The 21,280-nt window shown below is 69.4% G+C and carries 17 protein-coding genes; 12 read left to right on the forward strand and 5 right to left on the reverse strand.

Features of this window, described 5'->3' with window-relative positions; translation table 11 throughout:
• Positions 1-75: 75 nt before the first annotated feature.
• The 3 genes from uca to OHA11_RS38605 are packed head-to-tail and all read right to left on the reverse strand — an operon-like array spanning position 76 to position 5,176.
• Complete coding sequence (gene uca / locus OHA11_RS38595) at positions 76-3,744, reverse strand: urea carboxylase (RefSeq protein ID WP_266504382.1); 3,669 nt, start codon at positions 3,742-3,744, stop codon at positions 76-78.
• Positions 3,741-4,355, reverse strand: coding sequence for an urea amidolyase associated protein UAAP2 (locus OHA11_RS38600; protein WP_266504384.1), 615 nt, complete (start codon positions 4,353-4,355; stop codon positions 3,741-3,743). The genes uca and OHA11_RS38600 overlap by 4 nt, the downstream gene beginning before the upstream one ends.
• Entirely contained in the window at positions 4,352-5,176 is an 825-nt protein-coding gene (locus OHA11_RS38605; protein WP_266504386.1) for an urea amidolyase associated protein UAAP1, read from the reverse strand. Before OHA11_RS38605 ends, OHA11_RS38600 begins: the two co-directional genes overlap by 4 nt.
• Before the next feature lie 179 nt (positions 5,177-5,355).
• On the opposite strand from OHA11_RS38605, the gene OHA11_RS38610 reads away from it, so the two are divergent.
• From OHA11_RS38610 to OHA11_RS38635, 6 genes are all read left to right on the forward strand, one after another.
• Complete coding sequence (locus OHA11_RS38610) at positions 5,356-5,979, forward strand: TetR/AcrR family transcriptional regulator (RefSeq protein ID WP_266504387.1); 624 nt, start codon at positions 5,356-5,358, stop codon at positions 5,977-5,979.
• A 298-nt stretch (positions 5,980-6,277) separates the two neighbouring features.
• Entirely contained in the window at positions 6,278-7,954 is a 1,677-nt protein-coding gene (locus tag OHA11_RS38615) for a sensor histidine kinase KdpD (RefSeq protein WP_266504389.1), read from the forward strand.
• Positions 7,951-8,358: a roadblock/LC7 domain-containing protein gene (locus OHA11_RS38620; protein WP_189839990.1), complete on the forward strand. Its 408-nt coding sequence runs from the start codon at positions 7,951-7,953 to the stop codon at positions 8,356-8,358. Before OHA11_RS38615 ends, OHA11_RS38620 begins: the two co-directional genes overlap by 4 nt.
• A complete protein-coding gene (locus OHA11_RS38625) occupies positions 8,355-8,765 on the forward strand; it encodes a DUF742 domain-containing protein (RefSeq protein WP_266504391.1) in 411 nt (136 codons plus the stop codon). Before OHA11_RS38620 ends, OHA11_RS38625 begins: the two co-directional genes overlap by 4 nt.
• Positions 8,746-9,366 carry an ATP/GTP-binding protein gene (locus tag OHA11_RS38630; RefSeq protein ID WP_266504393.1) on the forward strand — a complete coding sequence of 207 codons (621 nt, stop codon included), beginning with the start codon at positions 8,746-8,748 and terminating at the stop codon, positions 9,364-9,366. Before OHA11_RS38625 ends, OHA11_RS38630 begins: the two co-directional genes overlap by 20 nt.
• 154 nt (positions 9,367-9,520) lie before the next feature.
• Positions 9,521-11,002: a cytochrome P450 gene (locus tag OHA11_RS38635; protein WP_266504394.1), complete on the forward strand. Its 1,482-nt coding sequence runs from the start codon at positions 9,521-9,523 to the stop codon at positions 11,000-11,002.
• A gap of 18 nt (positions 11,003-11,020) precedes the next feature.
• On the opposite strand, the gene OHA11_RS38640 is transcribed toward OHA11_RS38635, so the two are convergent.
• Entirely contained in the window at positions 11,021-11,962 is a 942-nt protein-coding gene (locus OHA11_RS38640) for an RluA family pseudouridine synthase (protein WP_266504396.1), read from the reverse strand.
• A gap of 618 nt (positions 11,963-12,580) precedes the next feature.
• Here OHA11_RS38640 and OHA11_RS38645 point away from each other — a divergent pair.
• The 3 genes from OHA11_RS38645 to OHA11_RS38655 all read left to right on the forward strand — a co-directional run bounded on the left by OHA11_RS38645 (position 12,581) and on the right by OHA11_RS38655 (position 16,694).
• On the forward strand, positions 12,581-12,916 hold the full coding sequence (locus tag OHA11_RS38645) for a 1-deoxy-D-xylulose-5-phosphate synthase N-terminal domain-containing protein (RefSeq protein ID WP_266504398.1): 336 nt from the start codon (positions 12,581-12,583) through the stop codon (positions 12,914-12,916).
• A gap of 761 nt (positions 12,917-13,677) precedes the next feature.
• Positions 13,678-15,261, forward strand: a complete 1,584-nt coding sequence (locus OHA11_RS38650; protein ID WP_266504400.1) for a hypothetical protein — start codon at positions 13,678-13,680, stop codon at positions 15,259-15,261.
• Positions 15,262-15,314: 53 nt separating this feature from the next.
• The gene (locus OHA11_RS38655) at positions 15,315-16,694 is read left to right on the forward strand and encodes a cytochrome P450 (RefSeq protein ID WP_266504402.1); all 1,380 of its coding nucleotides are present in this window, start codon (positions 15,315-15,317) and stop codon (positions 16,692-16,694) included.
• A gap of 111 nt (positions 16,695-16,805) precedes the next feature.
• On the opposite strand, the gene OHA11_RS38660 is transcribed toward OHA11_RS38655, so the two are convergent.
• Positions 16,806-18,353 carry an amino acid permease gene (locus tag OHA11_RS38660; protein ID WP_266504405.1) on the reverse strand — a complete coding sequence of 516 codons (1,548 nt, stop codon included), beginning with the start codon at positions 18,351-18,353 and terminating at the stop codon, positions 16,806-16,808.
• A gap of 262 nt (positions 18,354-18,615) precedes the next feature.
• Here OHA11_RS38660 and OHA11_RS38665 point away from each other — a divergent pair, with 262 nt between their 5' ends.
• The 3 genes from OHA11_RS38665 (at position 18,616) to OHA11_RS38675 (ending at position 21,254) form a co-directional block, all read left to right on the forward strand.
• Positions 18,616-19,266, forward strand: a complete 651-nt coding sequence (locus tag OHA11_RS38665) for a PadR family transcriptional regulator (protein WP_266504407.1) — start codon at positions 18,616-18,618, stop codon at positions 19,264-19,266.
• 180 nt (positions 19,267-19,446) lie between these two features.
• Positions 19,447-20,478 (forward strand): ATP-binding cassette domain-containing protein, encoded by a 1,032-nt coding sequence (locus OHA11_RS38670; protein ID WP_266504410.1) that lies wholly within the window; start codon positions 19,447-19,449, stop codon positions 20,476-20,478.
• Entirely contained in the window at positions 20,475-21,254 is a 780-nt protein-coding gene (locus OHA11_RS38675) for an ABC transporter permease (RefSeq protein WP_266504411.1), read from the forward strand. Before OHA11_RS38670 ends, OHA11_RS38675 begins: the two co-directional genes overlap by 4 nt.
• Positions 21,255-21,280: the final 26 nt, after the last annotated feature.

Here is a 21,280-nt window from a genome sequence, read left to right on the forward strand (position 1 = left end):
GCCGGCCGGTGGGTTGTCTGTGCCCACCCGTTCCGCCCTGCGGAACGCCTGCCCACAGACAGGCGGGCCTTTCGCTCAAGTCGTGGCGGGCCCCACCACCGCCAACGCCGTCCCCGCCTCCACCTGGTCGCCGGGCCTGGCCAGGAGTTCGAGGACCACGCCGTCCATGGGGGAGGGGACCCGGGACTCCATCTTCATGGCCTCCAGGGCCAGTAGGGGCTGGCCCCGGACGACCGTGTCGCCCGGGTTGACGTTCAGCTGCCATACCGAGGCGGCGAACTCGGCTTCCACCAGGCGGGCGCCCGGTGGCACCGTCACCTCCGCGGGGGCGGCGGCCGGAGCCGACGCCGCCTCCGCGCGGGTGAACTCGCCCGCCGCCTCCCAGGCGTCGCGCTCCGCGGAGAAGGCCGCGCCCTGCCGGGTGCGGAACTCCTCGATCGCCTCGGCGTTCTCCGTAAGGAAGGCCTCGTACGAGGCGAGGGAGAACGTGCCCTCCTCGATCCTCGGGACGAAACGGCCCGAGGTGATGTCGGAGCGCAGGTCCAGCAGTTGGTCCGCGTCCACCGGGTACCACTTGATCCGGTCGAAGAAGCGCAACAGCCAGGGCGACCCTGACTCGAACGCACCGCGTTGCTGCCACCCCGACCACACCTGCGTCGTACGGCCGACGAACTGGTAGCCGCCGGGCCCCTCCATCCCGTAGATGCAGAGGTACGCGCCGCCGATGCCCACCGAGTTCTCGGCCGTCCACGTACGCGCCGGGTTGTACTTCGTCGTGACGAGACGGTGCCGGGGGTCGAGCGGCGTCGCCACCGGCGCCCCCAGATAGACATCGCCGAGGCCCAGGACCAGGTACTCGGCGTCGAAGACCGTCCGGTACACGTCCTCGACCGAGTCGAGACCGTTGACGCGGCGGATGAACTCGATGTTCCACGGGCACCAGGGCGCGTCGTCGCGCACGCCCGCCATATAGCGGGCGATGGCCTCGCGCGTCGCCGGATCGTCCCAGGAGAGCGGGAGGTGGACGGTGCGGGACGGCACGACGAGCCGGTCGGCGGGCGGGAGGGAGGTCACGATCTCCCTTACCAGGGACAGGAGTTCGGGCTGCGGGAGCTCGTCCGGGTCCGTCTGGATCTGCAGCGAACGGATGCCGGGCGTGATGCCCCTGATCCCGGGCAGCCCGGCCGCCGACACTGCCTCCATCAGCGCGTGCACCCGCATCCGTAGCGCCAGGTCGAGCTGCATGGGCCCGAATTCGACGAGCAGATTGTCGTCGCCGCTGCGCCGGTACGTCACGTCGGCGTCCCGGGCCAGTACGCCGCCGTCGGCGATCTCCGTACGGTCGGCGACCGGTGCGGCAGCCGGTGTGCTCCGCAGCCGCGCGGCCTCGGGCACCGTCACCGGCACGAACCGCACCGTGTCCCCCGGCCGCAGCTGCCCCAGCTTCCAGCGCTGCCCCTTCGCGACCGTCGCCGGGCAGACGAACCCGCCGAGCGAGGGACCGTCCGGGCCGAGCAGCACGGGCATGTCGCCCGTGTAGTCGACCGCGCCGACCGAGTAGGGCGTGTCATGGATATTGGAGGGGTGCAGGCCCGCCTCGCCGCCGTCCGTACGCGCCCAGCGGGGCTTGGGCCCGACCAGCCGTACCCCCGTACGCGCCGAGTTGAAGTGCACCTTCCACTCGGCCGCGTAGAAGTCGCGGATGTCCTCCTCGGTGAAGAACTCCGGTGCGGCGTGCGGCCCTTCGAGCGCACCCACCCGCCACTCGGAACCGAACACAGGCCGCTCGCCGACAGGAACAGGGCCGCCGGCAAAACCACCACCAGGTACAGGTCCAGGAACCGGTTCACCGGTCGAAGACCCCGCGGCGTCACCAGCCACCACAGCACCCCCGTGCAGCACATCGCCGGTCCGCAGCGCCCGTCCGCCGTGCCCCCCGAACCGGCCCAGCGTGAACGTCGAGGCGCTCCCCAGGAAGGCCGGCACGTCAAGACCGCCGTCGGCGACGAGTACGTACGTCCGAAGCCCGTGTTCCGAGGGTGCTCCCACTTCCAGCACACCGCCCGCGGGCACCGTCACCGGCTCCCATTGCGGGACCGCCGTCCCGTCGACCGTCACAAGCGCGGGCGCACCCGTGACACACACGGTCGTCGGATGCGAGAACCTCAACGTCGGTCCCTGCAGGGTGCATTCGAGCCCGGGAGCGCCCTCGTCGTTGCCGAGCGCCCGGTTGCCGAGCCGGAACGACAGGTCGTCCATCGGCCCGCACGGCGGCACGCCCACCTGCCAGTAGCCGGTCCGCCCCGGCCAGTCCTGGACCGTCGTCAGCATTCCGCCGGAGACGACCTCGATCCGCGGTGTCGGATCGCTCAACGCGGCGAGCGTTGCCGTGGAGTGCGCGGCCGTCCGGAAGGCCGGGTCCGCCAATGCGGCCCGCACCAGGCCGAGGTTCGTCTCGATACCGTCCACCCGCGTCCTGGCCAGCGCCTCGTCCAGCCGCTCCAGCGCGTGCGCCCGGTCGGAGCCGTACGCGACGACCTTCGCGAGCATCGGGTCGTACGCGGTGGTGACCTCGGTCCCCGTCTCGATCCAGCCGTCCACGCGGACACCCCGCGGGAACTCGACCCGCGTCAACAGGCCCGCGCTGGGCCGGTGTTCGCGCGAGGGGTCCTCGGCGTACACCCGCGCCTCGACGGCGTGACCGCGCGGCGCCCCGGGATCGCGTACGACATCGGAGTCGCCGCGGGCCAGCCGCAGCATCCACGCGACGAGGTCGACGCCGTAGATCTCCTCGGTGACCGGATGTTCCACCTGGAGGCGGGTGTTGACCTCCAGGAAGTACGCCTCCTCGCGGGCCGCGTCGTAGACGAACTCGACCGTGCCGGCCGAGCGGTAGCCGACGCTCGCGCACAAGTCCCGTGCGGAGGTCACGAGTTGCTCCCGGACTCGGGACGGAAGACCAGGCGCCGGAGCCTCCTCCACGACTTTCTGGTTGCGGCGCTGGAGCGAGCAGTCGCGGTCGCCGAAGGTGACGACCCTGCCCTCGCCGTCGCCGAAGACCTGCACCTCGACATGACGGGCGTGCTCGACGAGCCGTTCGAGGAAGACCCCGGCCGAGGAGAAGGAGGCCGCGGCGACGCGCTGCACGCGCTCCCAGGCGTCACGGAGATCCGCCGCCGAGCGGCACGCGGACATGCCGATGCCGCCTCCGCCGCCGGTCGCCTTGAGCATCACCGGGTAGCCGATGGCGTCGGCCCGGCGCAGGGCCTCGTCGACGTCCGCGAGCAGGCCCGTCCCCGGTGCCAGCGGTACCCCGGCCGCCTCCGCGGCGGCCCGGGCCGTGTGCTTCGCCCCGAACAGCTCCAGCTGCTCCGGCGTGGGCCCCACGAACACGATGCCCGCGTCCCGGCAGCGCCGCGCGAAGGACGCGTCCTCGGAGAGGAAGCCGTAGCCCGGGTGGACCGCCCCGGCTCCGGTGTCCTTCGCCGCCCTCAGGACGAGATCCGCGTCGAGATACGACTCCTTGGCGGGCGCGGGCCCGAGGCGTACGGCCTCGTCGGCGAGCCGCACATGGGGCGCCGAACGGTCGGGGTCGGAGTACACCGCGACCGTGCGCAGCCCCAACTCCCGTGCCGTTCGGATGATCCGGACCGCGATCTCGCCCCGGTTGGCGACGAGGAGAGTGTCGAAGACCGTCCCTCCGTCGCCGCCCTCCGCGCCTTCGCCCGTTCCCCCGTCGCTCATTCAGGAGCCCCGATCGTCATCTCCACGGCGGTCGGCTCGAAGCCGTTGCAAGGGTTGTTGATCTGGGGGCAGTTGGAGACCAGCACGAGTACGTCGCGCTCGGCGCGCAGGGTCAGTGAGAGGCCCGGTGCCGAGATGCCGTCGACGATGCCGAGGGTGCCGTCCTTCTCGACCGGCACGTTCATGTACCAGTTGATGTTGGAGACCAGGTCGCGCTTGCCGAGGCCGTAACGGGCGCCCTCCGCCAGGAAGTTGTCCACGCAGGCGTGCTGGGACCAGGTGTGGTGCCCGTACCGCAGCGAGTTGGACTCCTTGGAGCAGGCACCGCCGACCGTGTCGTGCCGGCCCACGTCGTCCGAGACGACCGTCATCAGCGGGGTGTGCTCGTTCGACATGAGCACACTGCCCGTGGTCAGGAAGATGTTCCCCTGCGCCTGGATCGTGTCGGGCGCGCTGTAGCGCACGGCCGTGTCCTCGGCGTCGTACACGAGGAAGTCGACGGCCTGGTTGCCGTGCAGGTCGGTGATCGTGAGCGTGGCGCCCGCGCGGACGACGGCCGACCAGGCGGCCCGGGCCGAAACGGTGGTCTTCTGGACGGCCTGCTCGCTCATGCGATCCCCCTCGCGGCAAGGAACTCGGCGGTGTTGAGGAAGGCGCGGTGGCCCTCGGGCGTGGCCTCCCAGAGCGGATCGCCTGATCGGGTGGCCTCGGCACGCCAGGCCAGTACCTCCAGCGGGGTGCTCGTGTAGGCCTCGCGCGGGTCGGCCGGGTGCGGCACGTTGGCCAGCAGCACGGTGACGTCCTGCTCGGCGCGCAGCGTCACGCTCAGGCCGGGACCGGCCGAACCGGTGAAGTCCAGCGAGCCGTCGTCGCGTACCTCCACGCCCTGGAAGAAGGAGAGGGACGGCGGCAGATCACGCGGCGCCAGCCCGTTCTTGGCGGCCGCGAGCTTGAACAGCTCACGCCCGGCGGGCGATTCGGACTGCGGCGTGCCGTCCCCGTACCGCTCCGTGTTCCGTACGAGGCCGGAGGTGCCGCACAGCGCGTCGTGCCGCCCGGAGGTGTCGGCGATCACCGAGGCGAGGACGCGGCCCTGGTCGGAGAGGAGCAGCCGGCCCTCGCCGAGGTAGGCGTTCCACTGGACCTTGACCGTGTCGGCCACGTTCAGGCGTTCCCACGGCCGGTCGGCGGCGAAGAGGAGCAGATGGGCGCAGGCGTCGCCCCTCAGGTCGGTCAGCCGCAGCTCCGTGCCGCGGGCCAGCACCTTGTGCGTGTAGTTGCCGCCGGCCACCGTCTCCGCCCACACGAGGTGGCCCGCCTCGCACGGTGGCGCGGGCCAGGTATTCGCCGGGACGACGGGCATGGCCTCGGCGCGGGTGCCCTCCTGGGCGCGAGCGTGCGCGCGGGCTCCGTAAGTGGTCGCTGTCGCCATCGCGGGACCTCCGGCTCGGCAGTGGTCGGTCAGGGGTGCGGTGGAGCGGGTGCTCGTATTTCTGTCGCCCGACAGAAATTAGGAGCCGGGCGGGTCGCCGCCGTTGCCCGTGCGTTGCGGCCCCGTTACCGATCCCTCACCGAGATCGCCTGATGGGGCGGTGTGCGAGGATCGAACGCATGGGTTCCAGTGGACGACGGGTGGGCAGACCGCGCGCCGAGCAGCGGCCGGACAGCGGCCTCTCGCCGCGCGACGAACTGCTCGCAGCCGCCGCTGAGCTGTTCACGACGCGCGGGTACGCGGCCACGACCACCCGGGCCGTCGCCGAGCGGGCGGGCATGCGCCAGGCGTCCATGTACCACTACGTGTCCGGCAAGGAGGAGCTGCTCGCCGCGCTCCTGGAGTCCACCGTCACGCCCTCGCTGGTCTTCGCCCGGCAGCTCCTCGCCGAGGACGACACCCCCGCCGAGGACCGGCTCTGGGATCTGTGCCGCACGGACGTCGAGTTGCTCTGCGGCGGCTCGCACAACCTCGGCGGGCTCTATCTGCTGCCCGAGGTCACCTCGGAGCGCTTCGCCGGCTTCCATGCCGTACGGGCCGAACTCAAGGACGCCTACCGGCAGTTGCTCGCCGCGACCGAGGCGGGCGGTGTCCTCGCCAAGAGTGAGCTGGACCTCCGCACCGATCTCGTCTTCGGTCTCATCGAAGGGGTGATCCTCGTGCACCGCTCCGATCCGGAGCGGCCCGTCTCGGCCTTCGCCGAAGCCACCGCGGACGCGGCCCTGCGCATCGCCGGAATCTGAGCGAGTCCGGACTCGAAGCGGTGTCTCACCCCTTCTGATGAGGGGTTTTCGTACGCCCGTACGCCATCACGTACCGTGTTCGAATGATAGCGCAGCGTGTAAATGGGGCAGAGCGTACTCCTGTCGCGAGGGTGGTTTCAGGTGGTTGCTGAATATGACACGGCGATGATCCGGTCGGACTAAGCTCGCCCGCAGCGCACCGAGTTGAGGTGTATTCGTGCGCTTGTTCCCCAATGTTCTGTAGATCTAGATACCTCCCCCCCCCCGACCTCCAGTCGACTTGTCTCAGAGGGCATACATGGTGAGTGTTCAATCGCCTCCCGGTGGCCGAAAAGTTCCATACGCGCGCGTACTGCTGCTGCCGGCGATACTGATGGCCGCGGTGACCGGGACCGGCGTCGCCCTGGCGACGGGGTCGGCCCGGATCGCCGTCGGCTTGTGCGGAGCCGGCGCGACACTCCTGGTGATCGCGGTCGCGGCCGTCGCGGTGCGCCGCGGCCACATGATCCGTGACCTGCGGGTCGAGCAGGCTCAGCGGACCGCCTACCTGGAGCAGCGGATCGCTGCCCACGACGAGGAGTTCACCCGGCTGGGCGCGGAGATCCTGCCCGCCGCGCTGGACCACCTGCACGCCGGAGAATCCCCTGGCGAGGTGATTCGTCAAGACTTCCGAGGTGACGGCGAGTGGAGCCAACTCCCCAAGTCGCAGCGTGACTTGGTGCACATGGTGCTCGACATCGTCGACCGCGAGGAAGCGCTGCGCGACTCCTCGCAGCGGTCCTTCGTCAACATCGCCCGGCGTGTCCAGGCGATCGTCCACCAGCAGAACAACGAACTCCGGGAGATGGAGGAGGACCACGGGCGCAACCCCGAGGTCTTCGACGACCTCCTGCGCATCGACCACGGCACCGCGCTGATCGGCCGCCTCGCCGACTCCATCGCCGTCCTCGGCGGCGGCCGCCCCGGACGTGTGTGGCCCAAGCCCGTGCCGCTGTACAGCGTGCTGCGCGGCGCGATGTCGCGCATCCTGGACTACCGGCGCATCGAACTGCACTCGATCGCCAAGGCCAACGTCAACGGCGTCTCCGTCGAACCGGTCATCCACGCCTGCGCCGAACTCCTCGACAACGCCACGCGCTACTCGCCGCCGCACACCAAGGTGCACGTCACCGCCGTCGAGGTACAGACCGGCATCGCCATCGAGATCGAGGACGGCGGCGTCAGCCTCAGCGAGGAGTCCCGCGCCAAGGTCGAGGACATGCTCGCCAAGGCCCAGGCAGCCGTCGACATGCAGGAACTCGGCGACAGCCCGCGTCTCGGCCTCGCCGTCGTCGGCCGTCTGTCGACGATGTACAAGATGCACATCGCGCTCAGGCAGTCCGCGTACGGCGGGGTCCGCGCCGTGGTCGTCGTACCGCGCGACATGCTCACCGCCGATCCCGCCCCGGGGCTCGCCCACGGCATCGGCATCGCCGCCGTACCCACCATGGACACCGACGGTGTCGAGGGCCCCGAGCGCAAGCTCAAGCGGCGCCGCCCGACCACCGGACCGCGGGTCCCGAGCTCCTCGGAGGAGATGGACCTGGAGCTGGGCATGGGTGCGGGCATGGACATGGGCATGGAGGACGACGTCCCCGTCGTCACCGAGTGGACGCCGAACGGCCTGCCGCAGCGCCGCAGCCGGATGAAGGTCCCGCTCAGTCAGCGCATGGCCGAGGCCGCCGCCGCCGAGGCCGCCGCCGAGGCCGCCATGGCCGCCGCGCCCGTGTGGCAGCCCGAGCCCGAACCGGCGAAGGAGCTGCCCCCGCCCGGCATGTGGGTCGAGGCGTTCATGGCCGGACTCAAGCGTGACCCGGACCCGAACGCCTTCACCCGGAACCCGAACGACCCGACGGCGTCCACCGCTTCCGCCGCTTCCGCCGTGAACAACGAGCCGGCCCGCACCGACGCCGACGACGAGGGAGATCTCAAGTGATCCAGCAGCGAGCCAACTTCGACTGGATGCTCAAGGATCTGGCCGACGGCGTACCAGGCATCCAGCAGATCGTCGTGCTCTCCGCCGACGGCCTGCGGATCGCCCGCTACGGCGGCGATCCGGACACCGCCGACCGCGTCGCCGCGGCCTGCGCGGGACTGCAGAGCCTGGCCGGGGCCGTCGCCGGCGAGATCCCGCAGAGCGACGGCCAGATGCGGATGGTCATCATCGAGATCAACGGCGGCTACTTCTACCTGATGGCCGCGGGGTCCAACGCCTATCTCGCGGTGCTCGCCAACGAGACCGCCGAGCCCGGGCTGATGAGCAACCGCATGCGCGACCTCGTCGACCGGATCGGCTCCCACCTCACCAGTCCGCCGCGGCGGAACGGGCAGACCGTATGACGCCTCCGCGACGCCAGCGGCGCAAACCCAAACAGGAGCCGCCCTCCCCGCCGGCCGTGGAAGGGCCCAAGGACGGTACGGGGGAGCGGCCACCCGAGCGGCTGTACATCCTCACCGGCGCGGACTGCGAGCGGGCCCCCATCGACCTCGTCACGTTAATCGTGGCGCGCGCCGACCCGCCCCACTCCGCCGCACCGGAGCAGTCGGCGCTGCTCCGGATCTGCCAGGCCCCCCTGTCCGTGGCCGAGATCTCGGCTTATCTCAAACTGCCGATCAGCGTGGTGACCGTCCTGCTCACCGAGCTGCTGACGGCCGAACTCGTACAGGCGCGCGCACCGGTCGTCAGGCAGGCGCGGGCCGACCGTTCCCTCCTCGAAGCGGTGATGCATGGACTTCAAAAGCTCTGACACCATCACGGGTCCACGGACCGAGGACCACCTGCCGCGCACCGCGCAGGCCGCCGTGAAGATCGTGATCGTGGGCGGTTTCGGCGTCGGCAAGACGACCATGGTGGGCTCCGTCAGCGAGATCAGGCCGCTGACGACCGAGGAGACCATGACGCAGGCCGGCATCGGAGTCGACGACAACTTCGGCTCCAAGTCCAAGACGGCCACCACCGTGGCCATGGACTTCGGCCGCATCAGCGTCACGGACGAGCTGGTGCTCTACCTGTTCGGCACCCCCGGCCAGGAGCGCTTCTGGTTCCTGTGGAACGGGCTGTTCGAGGGCGCGCTCGGCGCGGTCGTCCTGATCGACACCCGTCGGCTGGAGGTCAGCTTCGACGTCATGGGACGCCTGGAGGAGCGCGGTGTGCCCTTCGTCGTCGCGGTCAACGACTTCCCGGACGCACCCCGATACGCCGTCGAGGACCTGCGCCAGGCGCTCGACCTGTCCGAGGAGATCCCGATCATCCGCTGCGACGTGCGACGCCGGGCCTCCAGCCGGGACGTCCTGATGACCCTCATGCGCTTCCTGCACTCCCTGACGATGACGGGGGCGTCGACATGAGCCCGGTACCAGTTCCACCACTTCCACCAGTTCTCTGAACCGCACGCTGTACGAGTCCCCAGGGCCGGGAGCCGTGTCGTCCCGCACGTCAGTCCCCTCCCGGTCCTCACCAACTCCCCAGACACCGGATCCACTTCAGCTCGGAGCGATCATCGTGACGCCTGAATCCCACTCCCTGACCGGTACGGACGACCCCTCGCTCGGTCCTCCCCCCGGTTGCCCCGCCCACGGCAAGGGCCCCGGCGGCGTGCGCCGGCTGTACGGCCCCGAGGCGGAGGACCTGGGAGCCGTGTACGAGAAACTCCGCGCCGAACACGGCACGGTGGCCCCCGCGCTGCTCCACGAGGACGTGCCGATCTGGGTCGTGCTCGGCCACAGCGAGAACATGCACATGGTGCGCACCCCCTCGCAGTACACCCGTGACACCCGGTTGTGGACCGCCAAGCAGGACGGCACCATCAAGCCCGATCACCCGCTCAGTCCGCACATCACCTGGCAGCCCATCTGCTGCCACGCCGAGGGTGACGAGCACCTGCGGCTGCGCGGCGCGGTCACCGGCGCCATGTCGACCATCGACCACCGGGGCATCCGCCGCCACATCAACCGCGCGACCCAGCACCTTGTCAACCAGTTCTGCGAGGAGGGCAGAGCCGACCTGGTCAGCCAGTTCGCCGAGCACCTGCCGATGATGGTGATGTGCGAGATCCTCGGCATGCCCGACGAATACAACGACCGGATCGTGCAGGCCGCCCGCGACATGCCCACGGGCACCGAGACCGCCATCGCCAGCAACGCGTACATCATGGATGTCCTGATGCGGCTCACCGCCCGCCGCCGGGCCGCGCCCAAGGACGACTTCACCAGCCACCTCATCAACCACCCGGCGCGGCTCACCGACGAGGAGGTCGGCCAGCATTTGCGCGTCGTCCTGATCGTCGCGTACGAGAGCACCGCCAACCTCCTCGCCAACGTACTGCGGGTGGTGTTCACCGACCCAGGGTTCCGCGCCCAGCTCAACGGCGGCCAGATGACGGTGCCCCAGGCGGTCGAGCAATCCCTGTGGGACGAGCCGCCGTTCAGCACCATCCTGGGCTACTTCGCCAAGCAGGAGACCGAGTTGGGCGGCCAGCGCATCCGCAAGGGCGACGGCCTCATCCTGGGCATCGCGCCGGGCAACGTCGACCCGCTCGTCCGTCCCGACCTCAAGGCCAACATGCAGGGCAACCGCTCCCACCTCGCCTTCAGCGGCGGTCCCCACGAGTGCCCGGGCCAGGACATCGGCCGCGCCATCGCCGACGTCGGCGTCGACGCGCTGCTGACCCGCCTTCCGGACATCCACCTCGCCTGCGCAGAGGACGAGTTGCGCTGGCGGGCGTCCATCTCGAACCGGCACTTGGTGGAACTGCCGGCGAGGTTCGCGCCCAAGCCCCAGCAGGACGTCAAGGCGCGGCCCGCGCACCAGGTGCCGTCACAGCGTCCGAGCAACTGGCAGGTCGGCAGGCCACAGCCGCAGACAGCGGCTCCGGAGCCCGCCGCTCCGGTCGCTGCCCCGACGTCGGCGCCGGCACCGACGCCCGAACCGGCCCCCCGACCGGGCGTGTTCCGGCGCATCCAGCGCTGGTGGCGCGGCAATTGAGCCGACCGGGCACCGGGGCTATCCGGCCCACTCCTCGTACGACGACCAGGCCCGCAGCACGCGCGGGCTGATGAACCGATGCTCGCGCCCCGTGACCGGATCGGTGAACTCCAGTACTCGCGCCAGCAGTTGGAGCGGACGCCGGAAGTCTCCGCTCGCCACGGGGCCGGTCACCACGGGGTAGAGGGGATCGCCGAGGATCGGCACCCCCAAGGCGCTCATGTGTACCCGAAGTTGGTGTGTCTGCCCGGTACTCGGCATCAGCCGGTACCGGGCACGCCCGTTCCGGTGCTCCAGCAACTCGACCCGGCTGACGGCGTTGGGCTCGCCCTCGACCTCGCGGGCCGCCACCACCCCGCGCTCCTTGACGATCCTGCTGCGTACGGTGCGCGGCAGGGCCAGCGAGGGGTTGTACGGGGCCACTGCCTCGTACTCCTTCGCCACTCGCTTGTCGCGGAACAATGACTGGTACGCGCCGCGCTCCTCGGGCCGCACGGTGAAAAGCACCAGCCCGGCCGTCAGCCGGTCCAGCCGGTGCGCCGCACTCAGCGTCGGGACGTCCAGCTCCCGTCGCAGCCGCGCCAGGGCCGTCTCGGCGACATGGCTGCCGCGTGGCGTGGTGGCCAGGAAGTGCGGCTTGTCGGCCACCACCACGTGCTCGTCCCGGTAGAGGACGTCGACTGCGAACGGCACCCGCTCCTCGTCGGGCAGCTCCCGGTGGAACCACAAGAACATCCCCGGCACGTACGCCATGTCCCGCGGCACCGGACGCCCGGCGGCGTCCACGATCTGCCCAGCGTCCAGCATCCCGTCGATCACCTCGGCCCCAGCCGCGAGCCGCGCCACGAGATGGTCCCGCACGGTCGCCCACGCGTCCCCGGCGGGCAACCGCACGCGCACCGGATCAACCCCGTTGCGCTGCGGCAGGGGAGGGGGCGGGGATGGGGTACGGCGTCTCATCACGATCAAGCCTACGAGGGGGCGCTTACAGCGAGGGGACAAGTGGGTACACCCGGAAGGCGTTGCGCCCCCCTGCGCCCCCTCGGCAGGATGCCGAGCATGCCTTACCTCAACAGCGCGGCCCACTCCGAGGACGAGGTACGTGGCTGGATCGACGCGTACTGGACAGTTGCGGCGGCCCGAGGGTAGAGCGTCGCCGCACGCGCGATGCCGCCCTCAGCCGCTGGGCCCTGGACGAGATCGGCTTCGACCGGCCCCGAAATCCTGGACGCTGTCGGCCATGTGGCTCCTGCCACGTTGCAGCATTGGCCGGGGTGGCCAAGGCCGGAGGGCTGCCGGGATCTCTGATGTCCCGGCGCTGAGAGCACAGGCGCAGTGTCATTTCGGAGGGGCGTGTAAGGGGGGCGATGTGCCGATGTGAGCGTCCCGCGGGAGTACGTACAAAGTGCGGTCTTCTTCGGGGGCGCACGTCGTACGCATCTACGCATCAGTGTGTAGATGCGTGCGCCTCCCCCTCCAAAGGCTTGTGGCTGGCACAGTTGGAGAGCTTGTTCAGGTCTTACAAGCGGCCTTGGAGCGGGTGCTCTTCCTGTGGGCCGGGCACGTGGGGTGATGTCTGTGGACCAGGGACCAACTGCGGGCCAGGCGCTGTCGGCGATGTGCGCGCCAACCGCGGTGAAGGCATTACCCGCGGAGCGGCTTGTCGAACTGGCACCCGAGATCCGGGAGAATCCGGTGGCCAAGGTGTGCGCCGTGGGCGGGTATCGAGGCCCGAGCCTGGGCGTGGTCGGGCTTGCCTGTTCCAAGGCTGCCAAGTGCACGATCGAACGCCAGATGATCGCCCGGAGACACGACGCCGTCCTGGCCCTCCTCAACACCCTCACGTCCCGGCCCCCGGCCCCCGTCCCGCACCTGAGGCGTCTGGAGGACAGCACCACACGGAGGGCTTCATGACCCCATCGGGCAAACGCGTGTTGCTGGCCGCCCCCGCGGTTTCTGTGCTGGCGTCGTCCGCGTCATCCAGACCGTGGAGCGGACCCTGGAATGGCACGGGCCGCGCGTGGGAGCGGTCTCCGATGAGGAGATCGACCGGGTTCCCGCTGGGGCGGTCGTCGTCTTCTCTGCCTATGGTGCCGCTCGGGTCAGCAGCAGAGTGCAGCAAAGGAAGGTACGCAGTGACCGACAGTCCACGGCAGGGAAAGTCGTCCTGATCACTGGGGCCGGCTCGGACATCAGTGCCGCGAAGGGCCGCAACGGAAGAGAACTTCGATCGCGTTCTGGCCGTCCATCTCGAAGGTGTGTTTGGCTGTGTCTCAAGTACGAGACTGCCCACATGCTGCAGCGAGGGCACAGGCCCGTCGACGGTAGTTGGACCGCCGGCTGGCCCACCGCCGAGACCCCACCTACACAGCGGAGCGACCTCACCCTTACCGCCAGCCCATGCGCCAAGTCCTTGACCAGCAAGGGGTAATCCGGCTTTCAGTACCCGCTCTCAGGTTCTCTTGGAGATGATGGTGAATACCGCATATGACCTGTGGGATGCGAGGGGCGCAGGCCTTGTTACGCGTGAGACTGACGCCCTGTTGTCCAACGTGCACACGGTCGTCAACGATGACCGCCCAGCTGGGGACGGTGCGGCAACCTATCTGGTTCGCCAACCCGAGTACCGGCCGTACATAGACACGGAGGTGCCGTGCGACCGTGAGGGATTACGCATGGCTGCACATGGCCTGCAGATAGTCCGCTCACCGCATGTACAAGCCAGCCTTCAAGCCAGCCCGGCGGGCGTCACATTACGCCGGGTCACCACGAGGCAGGCCACCCTCTGGGCCCCGGAGGGGATACCCGCCGCGCGGCAGATGGCGCGGATAGGCGCGGCATCTCCGCGTAAGGGCAATGAAGCGAAACGGCTGTGGGCGGAGTACCTCAGGCGTAACCCGAACTCGGCCGACCTCGTCATGACCATGCGAGAGTACCTTGGCGCTGTCTTCTCCTGGACATTCCAACGAGGTACTGGCATTGAGCTCCGGGACCTGTTCGGATCGATGCTGACCTTCACGCTGGCCGCCGACTTCGTGGGCGCGGCCGACGGGTCCGGCGTGGACAAGGAGCATACCTATCTCATGGCGGCCAGCGAGGGGTATGCCTGTCTCTCGGGAAAGGCCGCCAATCGTATGGCGCGGGAGATGGCTCTGGGGGCCGGCCTCACGTTTGCGAAGAACGCATTTCGATCCGCCGCCGAAGAAGCCGAAAGCACCAGCGGCGACGAAGCCACGGTCACCCCAGCCCAGTTCGCCGTGGCCCGCTGGTGGGAGGGATTCTTCCCGCCGCTGTTGCGCGTGACCTTCGGGACCGCCCCCTACCGGCACCTCACCGACGACGCCGGCACGTATGTCCCCGCCCTGGAATGCCAGGCCATCGCCCGCGTTCTCGGCAATGTCCTGCGCTACAACGATGTCATCGACGCCATACCGGACTACGTCAACCATGAGACCGCCAACGAGTTCCTGCTCGCTCTCGCCTACGGCTCCACCGAAAGCACACTCGGGTTCGCTGACGCCCTCGCCGAGGCGACTGACGCCGCCCTGGCCTGTGAGTGCGGACAGCCCGGTCACGACGAAGCAGCCGAGCACACCATGGGCTTCACCTTGTTCTATCTCCTCGTCCCCCGCTACAACGCCCGCAGGCAACTCGTCGCGCTCACCGGCGCGGGAGGCGACATCCGCCGCGCGTTCACCCCGCCTCGCCCTGGCGAACGGCTGCGCTCCACCCAGTACAAGCTCGACCCCGGTCTTGCCCTGCACACCCCTGACTGGCAGCCGCAGTGGCAGCCCGGGACACGCAGCATCGACGAAACAGCCTTGAGGGCCGCTCGGCGCGCCCTCATCGGACCCACAAGCAGTTCATGCATCAAGGCAGCCGCCGATGTGCTGTCCCGCTGTGACCGCGTCGACAGCGCCGAATCGCTCAACTGCCTCGCCGAAGGATGGCAACGCCTGTTTGACACCGCACTCGCCACCAACGGCATCAGTCACCTTACGTACGCGGCACCGCTGCGTGATCTCGTCGGCCGCATCTGGCGGCACACCATCCTCGACTCCCAAACCGATCAGGACGCACTGCTGTTCATCGATACGGATATCGCCATCCGCAACACTTTCAGCCTTTCCGCCGATCATGGACTACGGCTGCGCCGCGCTTTCTTCGGCGTCACCACCAGCGCCGTCGAGTACTCCGGCTTCAGCCCTTACCGGCGTCTGGCCAACGGCATCAGCGCTCTGTGCCGATCAGAGGAATGAAACAGAACAGGACATGCGGCGCTCCGTCTCCCCTCAGCAGAATCGGAGTGATCATGAAGGAATTGCGTTCGATCCCCGTAGCCTCCAGCGCCCTTCCGGTGGCCGGTCATCTGGTGCCGCTGATACGTGACCCGCTGGTGTTCCTCAACTCACTACCCGTCTGCGGAAAGCTGGTCCGTATTCGTATGGGTCCCCTCACCGTGGTGGTGATCTGCGATCCCGAACTCACCCGTCAGGCTTTGCTTGACGATCGCGTCTTCGACAAGGGCGGCCCGCTTTTCGATCGCGTACGGGAGGCAATAGGGGACGGTCTCACCAGCTGCCCGCACAGCTCGCATCGTCGACTGCGGCGACTGGCCCAGCCGGCTTTTCACCCTGGTCGGCTCCCTGGCTACGCGCAGGCCATGACCTTATGCATCGACCAGGTGACCGGTTCCTGGCGAGAGGGACAGACCATCGACGTTCCCGCCGAGACGATGACGATCACCTCCAAGGGCACGGCCGCCACGCTGTTCTCGAACACGCTGCCCCCAGCCCGGCTCGGTCAACTCCTCAACGACGTCACCACTATCTTCGACGGCTTCTACCAGCGCATGCTCCTCATCCCCCCGCTGGACCGGCTCCCCGTCCCAGGCAACCGCGCGTACCTGAGGGCTCGCGCCCGCTTGCGCGACACCTGCGACCAGATCATCGCCCAACGTCGCGCCGACGGCGCTGACCATGGTGACCTGCTGTCGGCCCTGATCGCGGCGTGCGATCCCGAAGACGGCGGCCGCGGTATGACCGACGCAGAAATCAGCGACGCGATCCTTGCCTTCTTCCTGGCCGGGACGGAAACCACAGCCAGCGTCCTGGCCTGGGCACTGGACTTGCTCGCCCGGCACCCCGAGATCGAGCAGCGGCTCCACGCCGAGGTCGACACCGTCCTGGGCGGTGCCCCCGCCACCCACGTCGACCTGCCCCGCCTGACACTGACCGCACGCATCATCACCGAAACACTCCGGTTCAGTTCACCGGCCTGGTTGCTCACGCGCACGGTCACCGTCGACACCCGCCTGGGCGGGCACCTGTTGCCCGCCGGGACCAGCATCGCCTACAGCCCCTACCTCATACATCACAGGCCCGATCTCTACGATCAGCCCGAAACCTTCGACCCCGACCGGTGGGACGGAAAACGCTCCCAACCGCCCCGCCCCGCCTTCATCCCCTTCGGTACCGGCGCCCGCAAATGCATCGGCGACACGTTCGCCATGACCCAGGCCATCCTCGCCCTCGCCACCATCACTGCCCGATGGCGCCTGCAACACCTGCCCCGCCAGCAGGTCCGACCTGCCTTGGGCGCGGTGTTGAGGCCCCGCGAACTACGTATGCGGGCGACGCCTCGCACCGTGACGCACACGCCTGCCGCAGAGGTCCCCAAGCCCGCCCCTTAGAAGGGGACTTGGCATGCCGCCATGGAGCGTGGCAAACCCGCGCACAGCGGCCGCCATCGAGGCCGCCTGGGCGGAGCCGACGGCGACCGCCGAGAACGACCGTAGGGGCCATCAGACGGATTGTGTGGGAACTGCCGAAGCAGTGTGGCCCCGTTGTCCCCTCACAGCTCGGTACAGAAAGCCGAGTAGCAGTGTGGTCAGCAGAAATATGGCGGTGAACCACTGGAAGTACCAATGCCCGCCCGCCGGGTCGTACACGTCCGCCCGGGGCCAGGCCAGGTTGACGGCCATGAACAGGCCGTAGAGCAGGGCGAGTACGTTGACGGGGACGCCCCAGCGGCCGAGGGAGAAGAGGGGCTTGCCGGTCTCGTCGGTGCCCTCGACCGTGAAGTTGCCGCGCAGGCGCTGCCACAACAGGGGTCCGGTCACCATCGCGTACGCGAGGTACAGCATCACGATGCAGGTGGTGCCGATGGCCAGAAACGCTTCCGGCGACGCGAAGTTGAGGAGCAGCAGGGCCGCGGCGAGGACGCCGACGACCAGGGCCGGGGCGCTCGGCATACCGGTGCGCGGGTTGACCTTCGCGAGGCGTCCGGCGAACGGCAGCTGGCCGTCGCGGGCCATCGAGAACAGCATGCGGCAGGCGGACGTCTGGATCGCGAGGGTCGCCACCGCGATGGCGATCACCACGTCCGCGAGCAGCGCCCGGCCCACGCCGTCGCCCAGGCTGCTGGTCAGGACGTAACTCAGGCCCTCGACGCCCAGCCGGCCGTCGGTGAGGCTGGGCGCGGCGAGCAGACCGCCGAGGATGATCAGGCCGCCGAGCAGACCCGCGGCACCGAGCGCGGTGAGGATCGTGCGGGGCGCCGTGCGCCGGGGGTTGCGCGTCTCCTCGCTCATCTCGCCCGCGCTGTCGAAGCCGATCATCACGTACGCCGCCGTGAACGACCCCACAAGCAGCGCCCCGACCAGGCCCGACTCGGCGGCCGTACCGGTGTGGAAGGTGATGCCCGGGGTGCGCTCGGAGTGGGTGAACAGGAGCACGATGATCAGGGCGGCGCCGATGATCTCGGCGGTCACACCGACGCGGTTGACCAGGGACAGCACGCGGTTGTCCATGACGTTCACGACGGTTGTCAGGACCAGCAGGAGTACGCCCAGGACCGCCGCGTTGGCCGCGCCGCTCGCCGACGTCGGTGCCGGGTCGTCGCCGATCAGCTGGAAGCCGGACCAGATCGCGGGCATGACCACCTGCAGCGCGAGCGCCGCGGCGGCGACGACCACGATCTGGCCGATCACCATGATCCAGCCGGCGAACCAGCCGAAGGTGAGGCTGGAGAGCCGGGACGACCACTGGTAGATGGCGCCGGAGATCGGGTAGCGCGCGGCCAGCTCGGCGAAGCACGCGGCGACCAGCAACTGGCCGATCAGCACGGCCGGCCAGGCCCAGAAGAAGACGGGGCCGCCGAACGCGTACCCGAAGGCGAAGAACTGGAAGACGGTCGTCAGGACCGAGATGAAGGAGAAACCGGCGGCGAACGAGGCGTACCGGCCCAGGCTGCGGTGCAGTTCCTGGCGGTAGCCGAACTCCGCGAGGGAGCGGTCGCCGGACGACTCCGGCGGGTCGGGGCGTACGTCGGAGGGGGCGGTAGTGGTCACGGCGGCACCTGCCTTCGGCGCAGGGGAGCGGGATCCTGGCGGCGACCGCCGAATCCCGAAGCTGAATTCCTGTCGGGTGACAGAAATTAGGGAGAGCCTGTTTCGCCCGCGTGACGCGGCCATGTCGAGGCCGGGCCTAAGTCCTCACGCCCTTGCGCCGAAAGTGAAAACGCGATACATCGTGTATGTTGACGGCCTCCGTTGAGACGCGATATGTTCGGTCGCGGATATTCGTGGACGAGGGTATGGCGAGGTGATCCCGATGGCGACCAAGCGCCGCAAGCTCGGCAATCCGCTGGCGCTGGCCGTCATGGTGCTGCTCACCGAGCGGCCGATGCATCCGTACGAGATCGCCCAGACCCTGCGCAGCCGCGGCAAGGACACGAGCCTGAAGATCAACTACGGCTCGCTCTACACGGTCGTGCAGAACCTGGAGAAGTACGGATTCGTCGAGGTCGCCGAGGTGCAGCGGCAGGGCAACCGTCCGGAGCGCACCCTCTACGGCATCACGGACGCCGGACGCGAGGAGGCGACGGAGTGGCTGTCGGACCTGCTCGCCGTCCCGGCGCGGGAGTTCCCGATCTTCGAGGCCGCGCTGTCGCTGATGGGGGTGATCCACCCCGATGAGGTGGCGCGCCTGTTGACGGAGCGGCTGAAGATGCTGGACGTGCAGGCGGCGAGCGCACGCGGTGGTCTCGCGAAGCTCCGTGAGACGCTGCCGCGGATCTTCCTCGTCGAGAGCGAGTACCAACTGCACATGGTCGAGGCGCAGGCCGAGTGGGTCCGCGGGTTTCTGCGGGAGCTCCACTCCGGCACGCTCGACGGGGCCAAGGCGTGGCGGAGTTTCCATGAAACCGGGGAAGTGCCGCCGGAATTCGAGGAGTTGGAGGCCCGTCACCTCGAGAAGGAATAAGGCAGGAGCAAGAAGAACAGACCCCGGCAGAGCTGTTGGAGCAGCTCCGCCAGGGTCTCGAACCCCGAGCCGACTCCGCGGTGAGGCAGGCCAGGCGATCGAGGTGCGGCACACCCAGGATAGCCATGGCGCTCTTCACGCGGATCGGCCGTCATCCGCTCACCCCAGGAGAGCATCGTCATGAGCACCCGTGCGCCCGCAGTGCAGGCGCGTCAGCTGATCAAGACCTACCCCGGTGAGGTCACCGCCCTCAGCGGCATGGACCTTACCGTCGAGCCGGGCACCGTCTTCGGACTCCTCGGCCCGAACGGCGCCGGCAAGTCCACCACCGTCAAGATCCTCACCACCCTCGCCCGCCCCGACTCGGGCACCGCCACGGTCGCGGGCCACGACGTCCTGCGCCACCCGGACCGGGTGCGCCGCGCGATCGGCGTGGTCGCCCAGAAGTCCGGCGCCGACCCGGTGGCCACCGGCCGCGAGAACCTCCAACTCCAGGGCAGGCTCTACGGGTTGAGGGGCGCGGCCCTCCGCGACCGGGTGGACGAACTGCTGGCCCGCTTCCGCCTCGCGGACGCGGCGGGCCGCCCGGTCAAGGGCTACTCCGGAGGCATGCAGCGCCGTCTCGACGTGGCGCTCGGCCTGGTCCACCGGCCCGAGATCCTCTTCCTCGACGAGCCGACCACCGGCCTCGACCCCGAGGCGCGCACCGCGATGTGGGACGAGATCGCCCGCCTGGCCGGCGACGAGGGCCTGACCATCCTGCTCACCACGCACTACCTCGAAGAGGCCGACCGCCTCGCCGGGCACATCGCGATCGTCGACCGCGGCCGAGTCGTCGTCGAGGGAACCCCGGACGCCCTCAAGGGCGAACTCCGCGGCGACGCCGTCCATGTGGAACTGCGCCACCCGGCGGGCGAGGCCGGTCGTACGCTCCTGGCGGGCGCCCTCACCGCCCTGCCCGGCGTGTACGAGGCGCTCTTCGACGGCCGCCGTATCAGCGTCCGCGCCGAGGACGGGGCCGCGGCCGTGCCCGCCCTGCTAGCCACCCTGGAGCGCGCCGGGGTCGCCGTCGCCGCCGCCACCGTCGCCCGCCCGTCGCTCGACGACGTCTATCTGCGCTACGCGGGCCGCCGCTACGCCGAAGCCGAGGCGGCGGCCGCGGTTACGGCGGAGTCGGCCGACGACCTCGCGCTGACGGGAGGCGCGCGATGAGCACCAACGCCCTCACCCAGACCTGGTACATGACGCAGCGTCAGCTGACAGCGGTGCTGCGCCAGCCCGCGTACGTCGTGATGATGCTGATCCAGCCCGCGATCTGGCTGTTCCTGTTCGGCAACCTCTTCAAGGAGGTCGTCGAGCTCGGCGGCTTCGGCACGAGCAGCTATCTCGACTACCTCGTGCCGGGCATCGTCGTGATGAGCGCGCTCAGCTCCAACATGTGGGCGGGCATGGGCACATTGGAGGAGATCGAGCGCGGCACGCTCAACCGGTTCCTCACCACTCCGGTCAGCCGTGGCGCCCTGATGAACGCCAACGTCGTACAGCAGGCGCTCACCACGGCCGTGCAGTCCGCGCTGATCATCCTGCTCGGCAAGCTCGGCGGCGCGGACTATCCCGGCGGGGCCGCGGGACTCGTCGTGCTCGTTGTCGCGGCCTCGCTGCTCGGGACGGTCTTCGGCGCGTTCTCGAACGCGCTCGGCATGCTGGTGCGCCAGCGGGAGTCGATCATCGGCATCAACACCTTCCTGCTGCTGCCGCTGACCTTCCTCTCCTCGGCCTTCATGGCCCCGTCCCAGATGCCCGGCTGGATGCGCCACATCGCCGACTACAACCCGCTCGACTGGGCGATGGTGGCGGGCCGTTCGGCGATGTCGGACAACCCGGACTGGTCCGTCGTACTGACCAGGGGCGGCGCACTCCTCGCGCTGGCGGTGACAGCGGTGTGGCTGTCGATCCGCACGTTCAGGTCATACCAACGGTCGGTATAGCCGCCAAGGGGCGCGGGGCGGTGACA

This window comes from Streptomyces sp. NBC_00878 (assembly GCF_026341515.1).
Classification (GTDB): domain Bacteria; phylum Actinomycetota; class Actinomycetes; order Streptomycetales; family Streptomycetaceae; genus Streptomyces.

What these genes read in the sequence shown, in the direction of transcription:
- OHA11_RS38675 (WP_266504411.1), top strand. Translation starts at nt 20,475, where the DNA reads ATGAGCACCAACGCCCTCACCCAGACCTGGTACATGACGCAGCGTCAG.
- OHA11_RS38610 (WP_266504387.1), top strand. Translation starts at nt 5,356, where the DNA reads ATGGGTTCCAGTGGACGACGGGTGGGCAGACCGCGCGCCGAGCAGCGG.
- OHA11_RS38670 (WP_266504410.1), top strand. Translation starts at nt 19,447, where the DNA reads ATGAGCACCCGTGCGCCCGCAGTGCAGGCGCGTCAGCTGATCAAGACC.
- uca (WP_266504382.1), bottom strand. Translation starts at nt 3,744, where the DNA reads ATGAGCGACGGGGGAACGGGCGAAGGCGCGGAGGGCGGCGACGGAGGG.
- OHA11_RS38625 (WP_266504391.1), top strand. Translation starts at nt 8,355, where the DNA reads ATGACGCCTCCGCGACGCCAGCGGCGCAAACCCAAACAGGAGCCGCCC.
- OHA11_RS38655 (WP_266504402.1), top strand. Translation starts at nt 15,315, where the DNA reads ATGAAGGAATTGCGTTCGATCCCCGTAGCCTCCAGCGCCCTTCCGGTG.
- OHA11_RS38615 (WP_266504389.1), top strand. Translation starts at nt 6,278, where the DNA reads ATGGTGAGTGTTCAATCGCCTCCCGGTGGCCGAAAAGTTCCATACGCG.
- OHA11_RS38600 (WP_266504384.1), bottom strand. Translation starts at nt 4,355, where the DNA reads ATGAGCGAGCAGGCCGTCCAGAAGACCACCGTTTCGGCCCGGGCCGCC.
- OHA11_RS38630 (WP_266504393.1), top strand. Translation starts at nt 8,746, where the DNA reads ATGGACTTCAAAAGCTCTGACACCATCACGGGTCCACGGACCGAGGAC.
- OHA11_RS38605 (WP_266504386.1), bottom strand. Translation starts at nt 5,176, where the DNA reads ATGGCGACAGCGACCACTTACGGAGCCCGCGCGCACGCTCGCGCCCAG.
- OHA11_RS38665 (WP_266504407.1), top strand. Translation starts at nt 18,616, where the DNA reads ATGGCGACCAAGCGCCGCAAGCTCGGCAATCCGCTGGCGCTGGCCGTC.
- OHA11_RS38650 (WP_266504400.1), top strand. Translation starts at nt 13,678, where the DNA reads ATGGCTGCACATGGCCTGCAGATAGTCCGCTCACCGCATGTACAAGCC.
- OHA11_RS38640 (WP_266504396.1), bottom strand. Translation starts at nt 11,962, where the DNA reads ATGAGACGCCGTACCCCATCCCCGCCCCCTCCCCTGCCGCAGCGCAAC.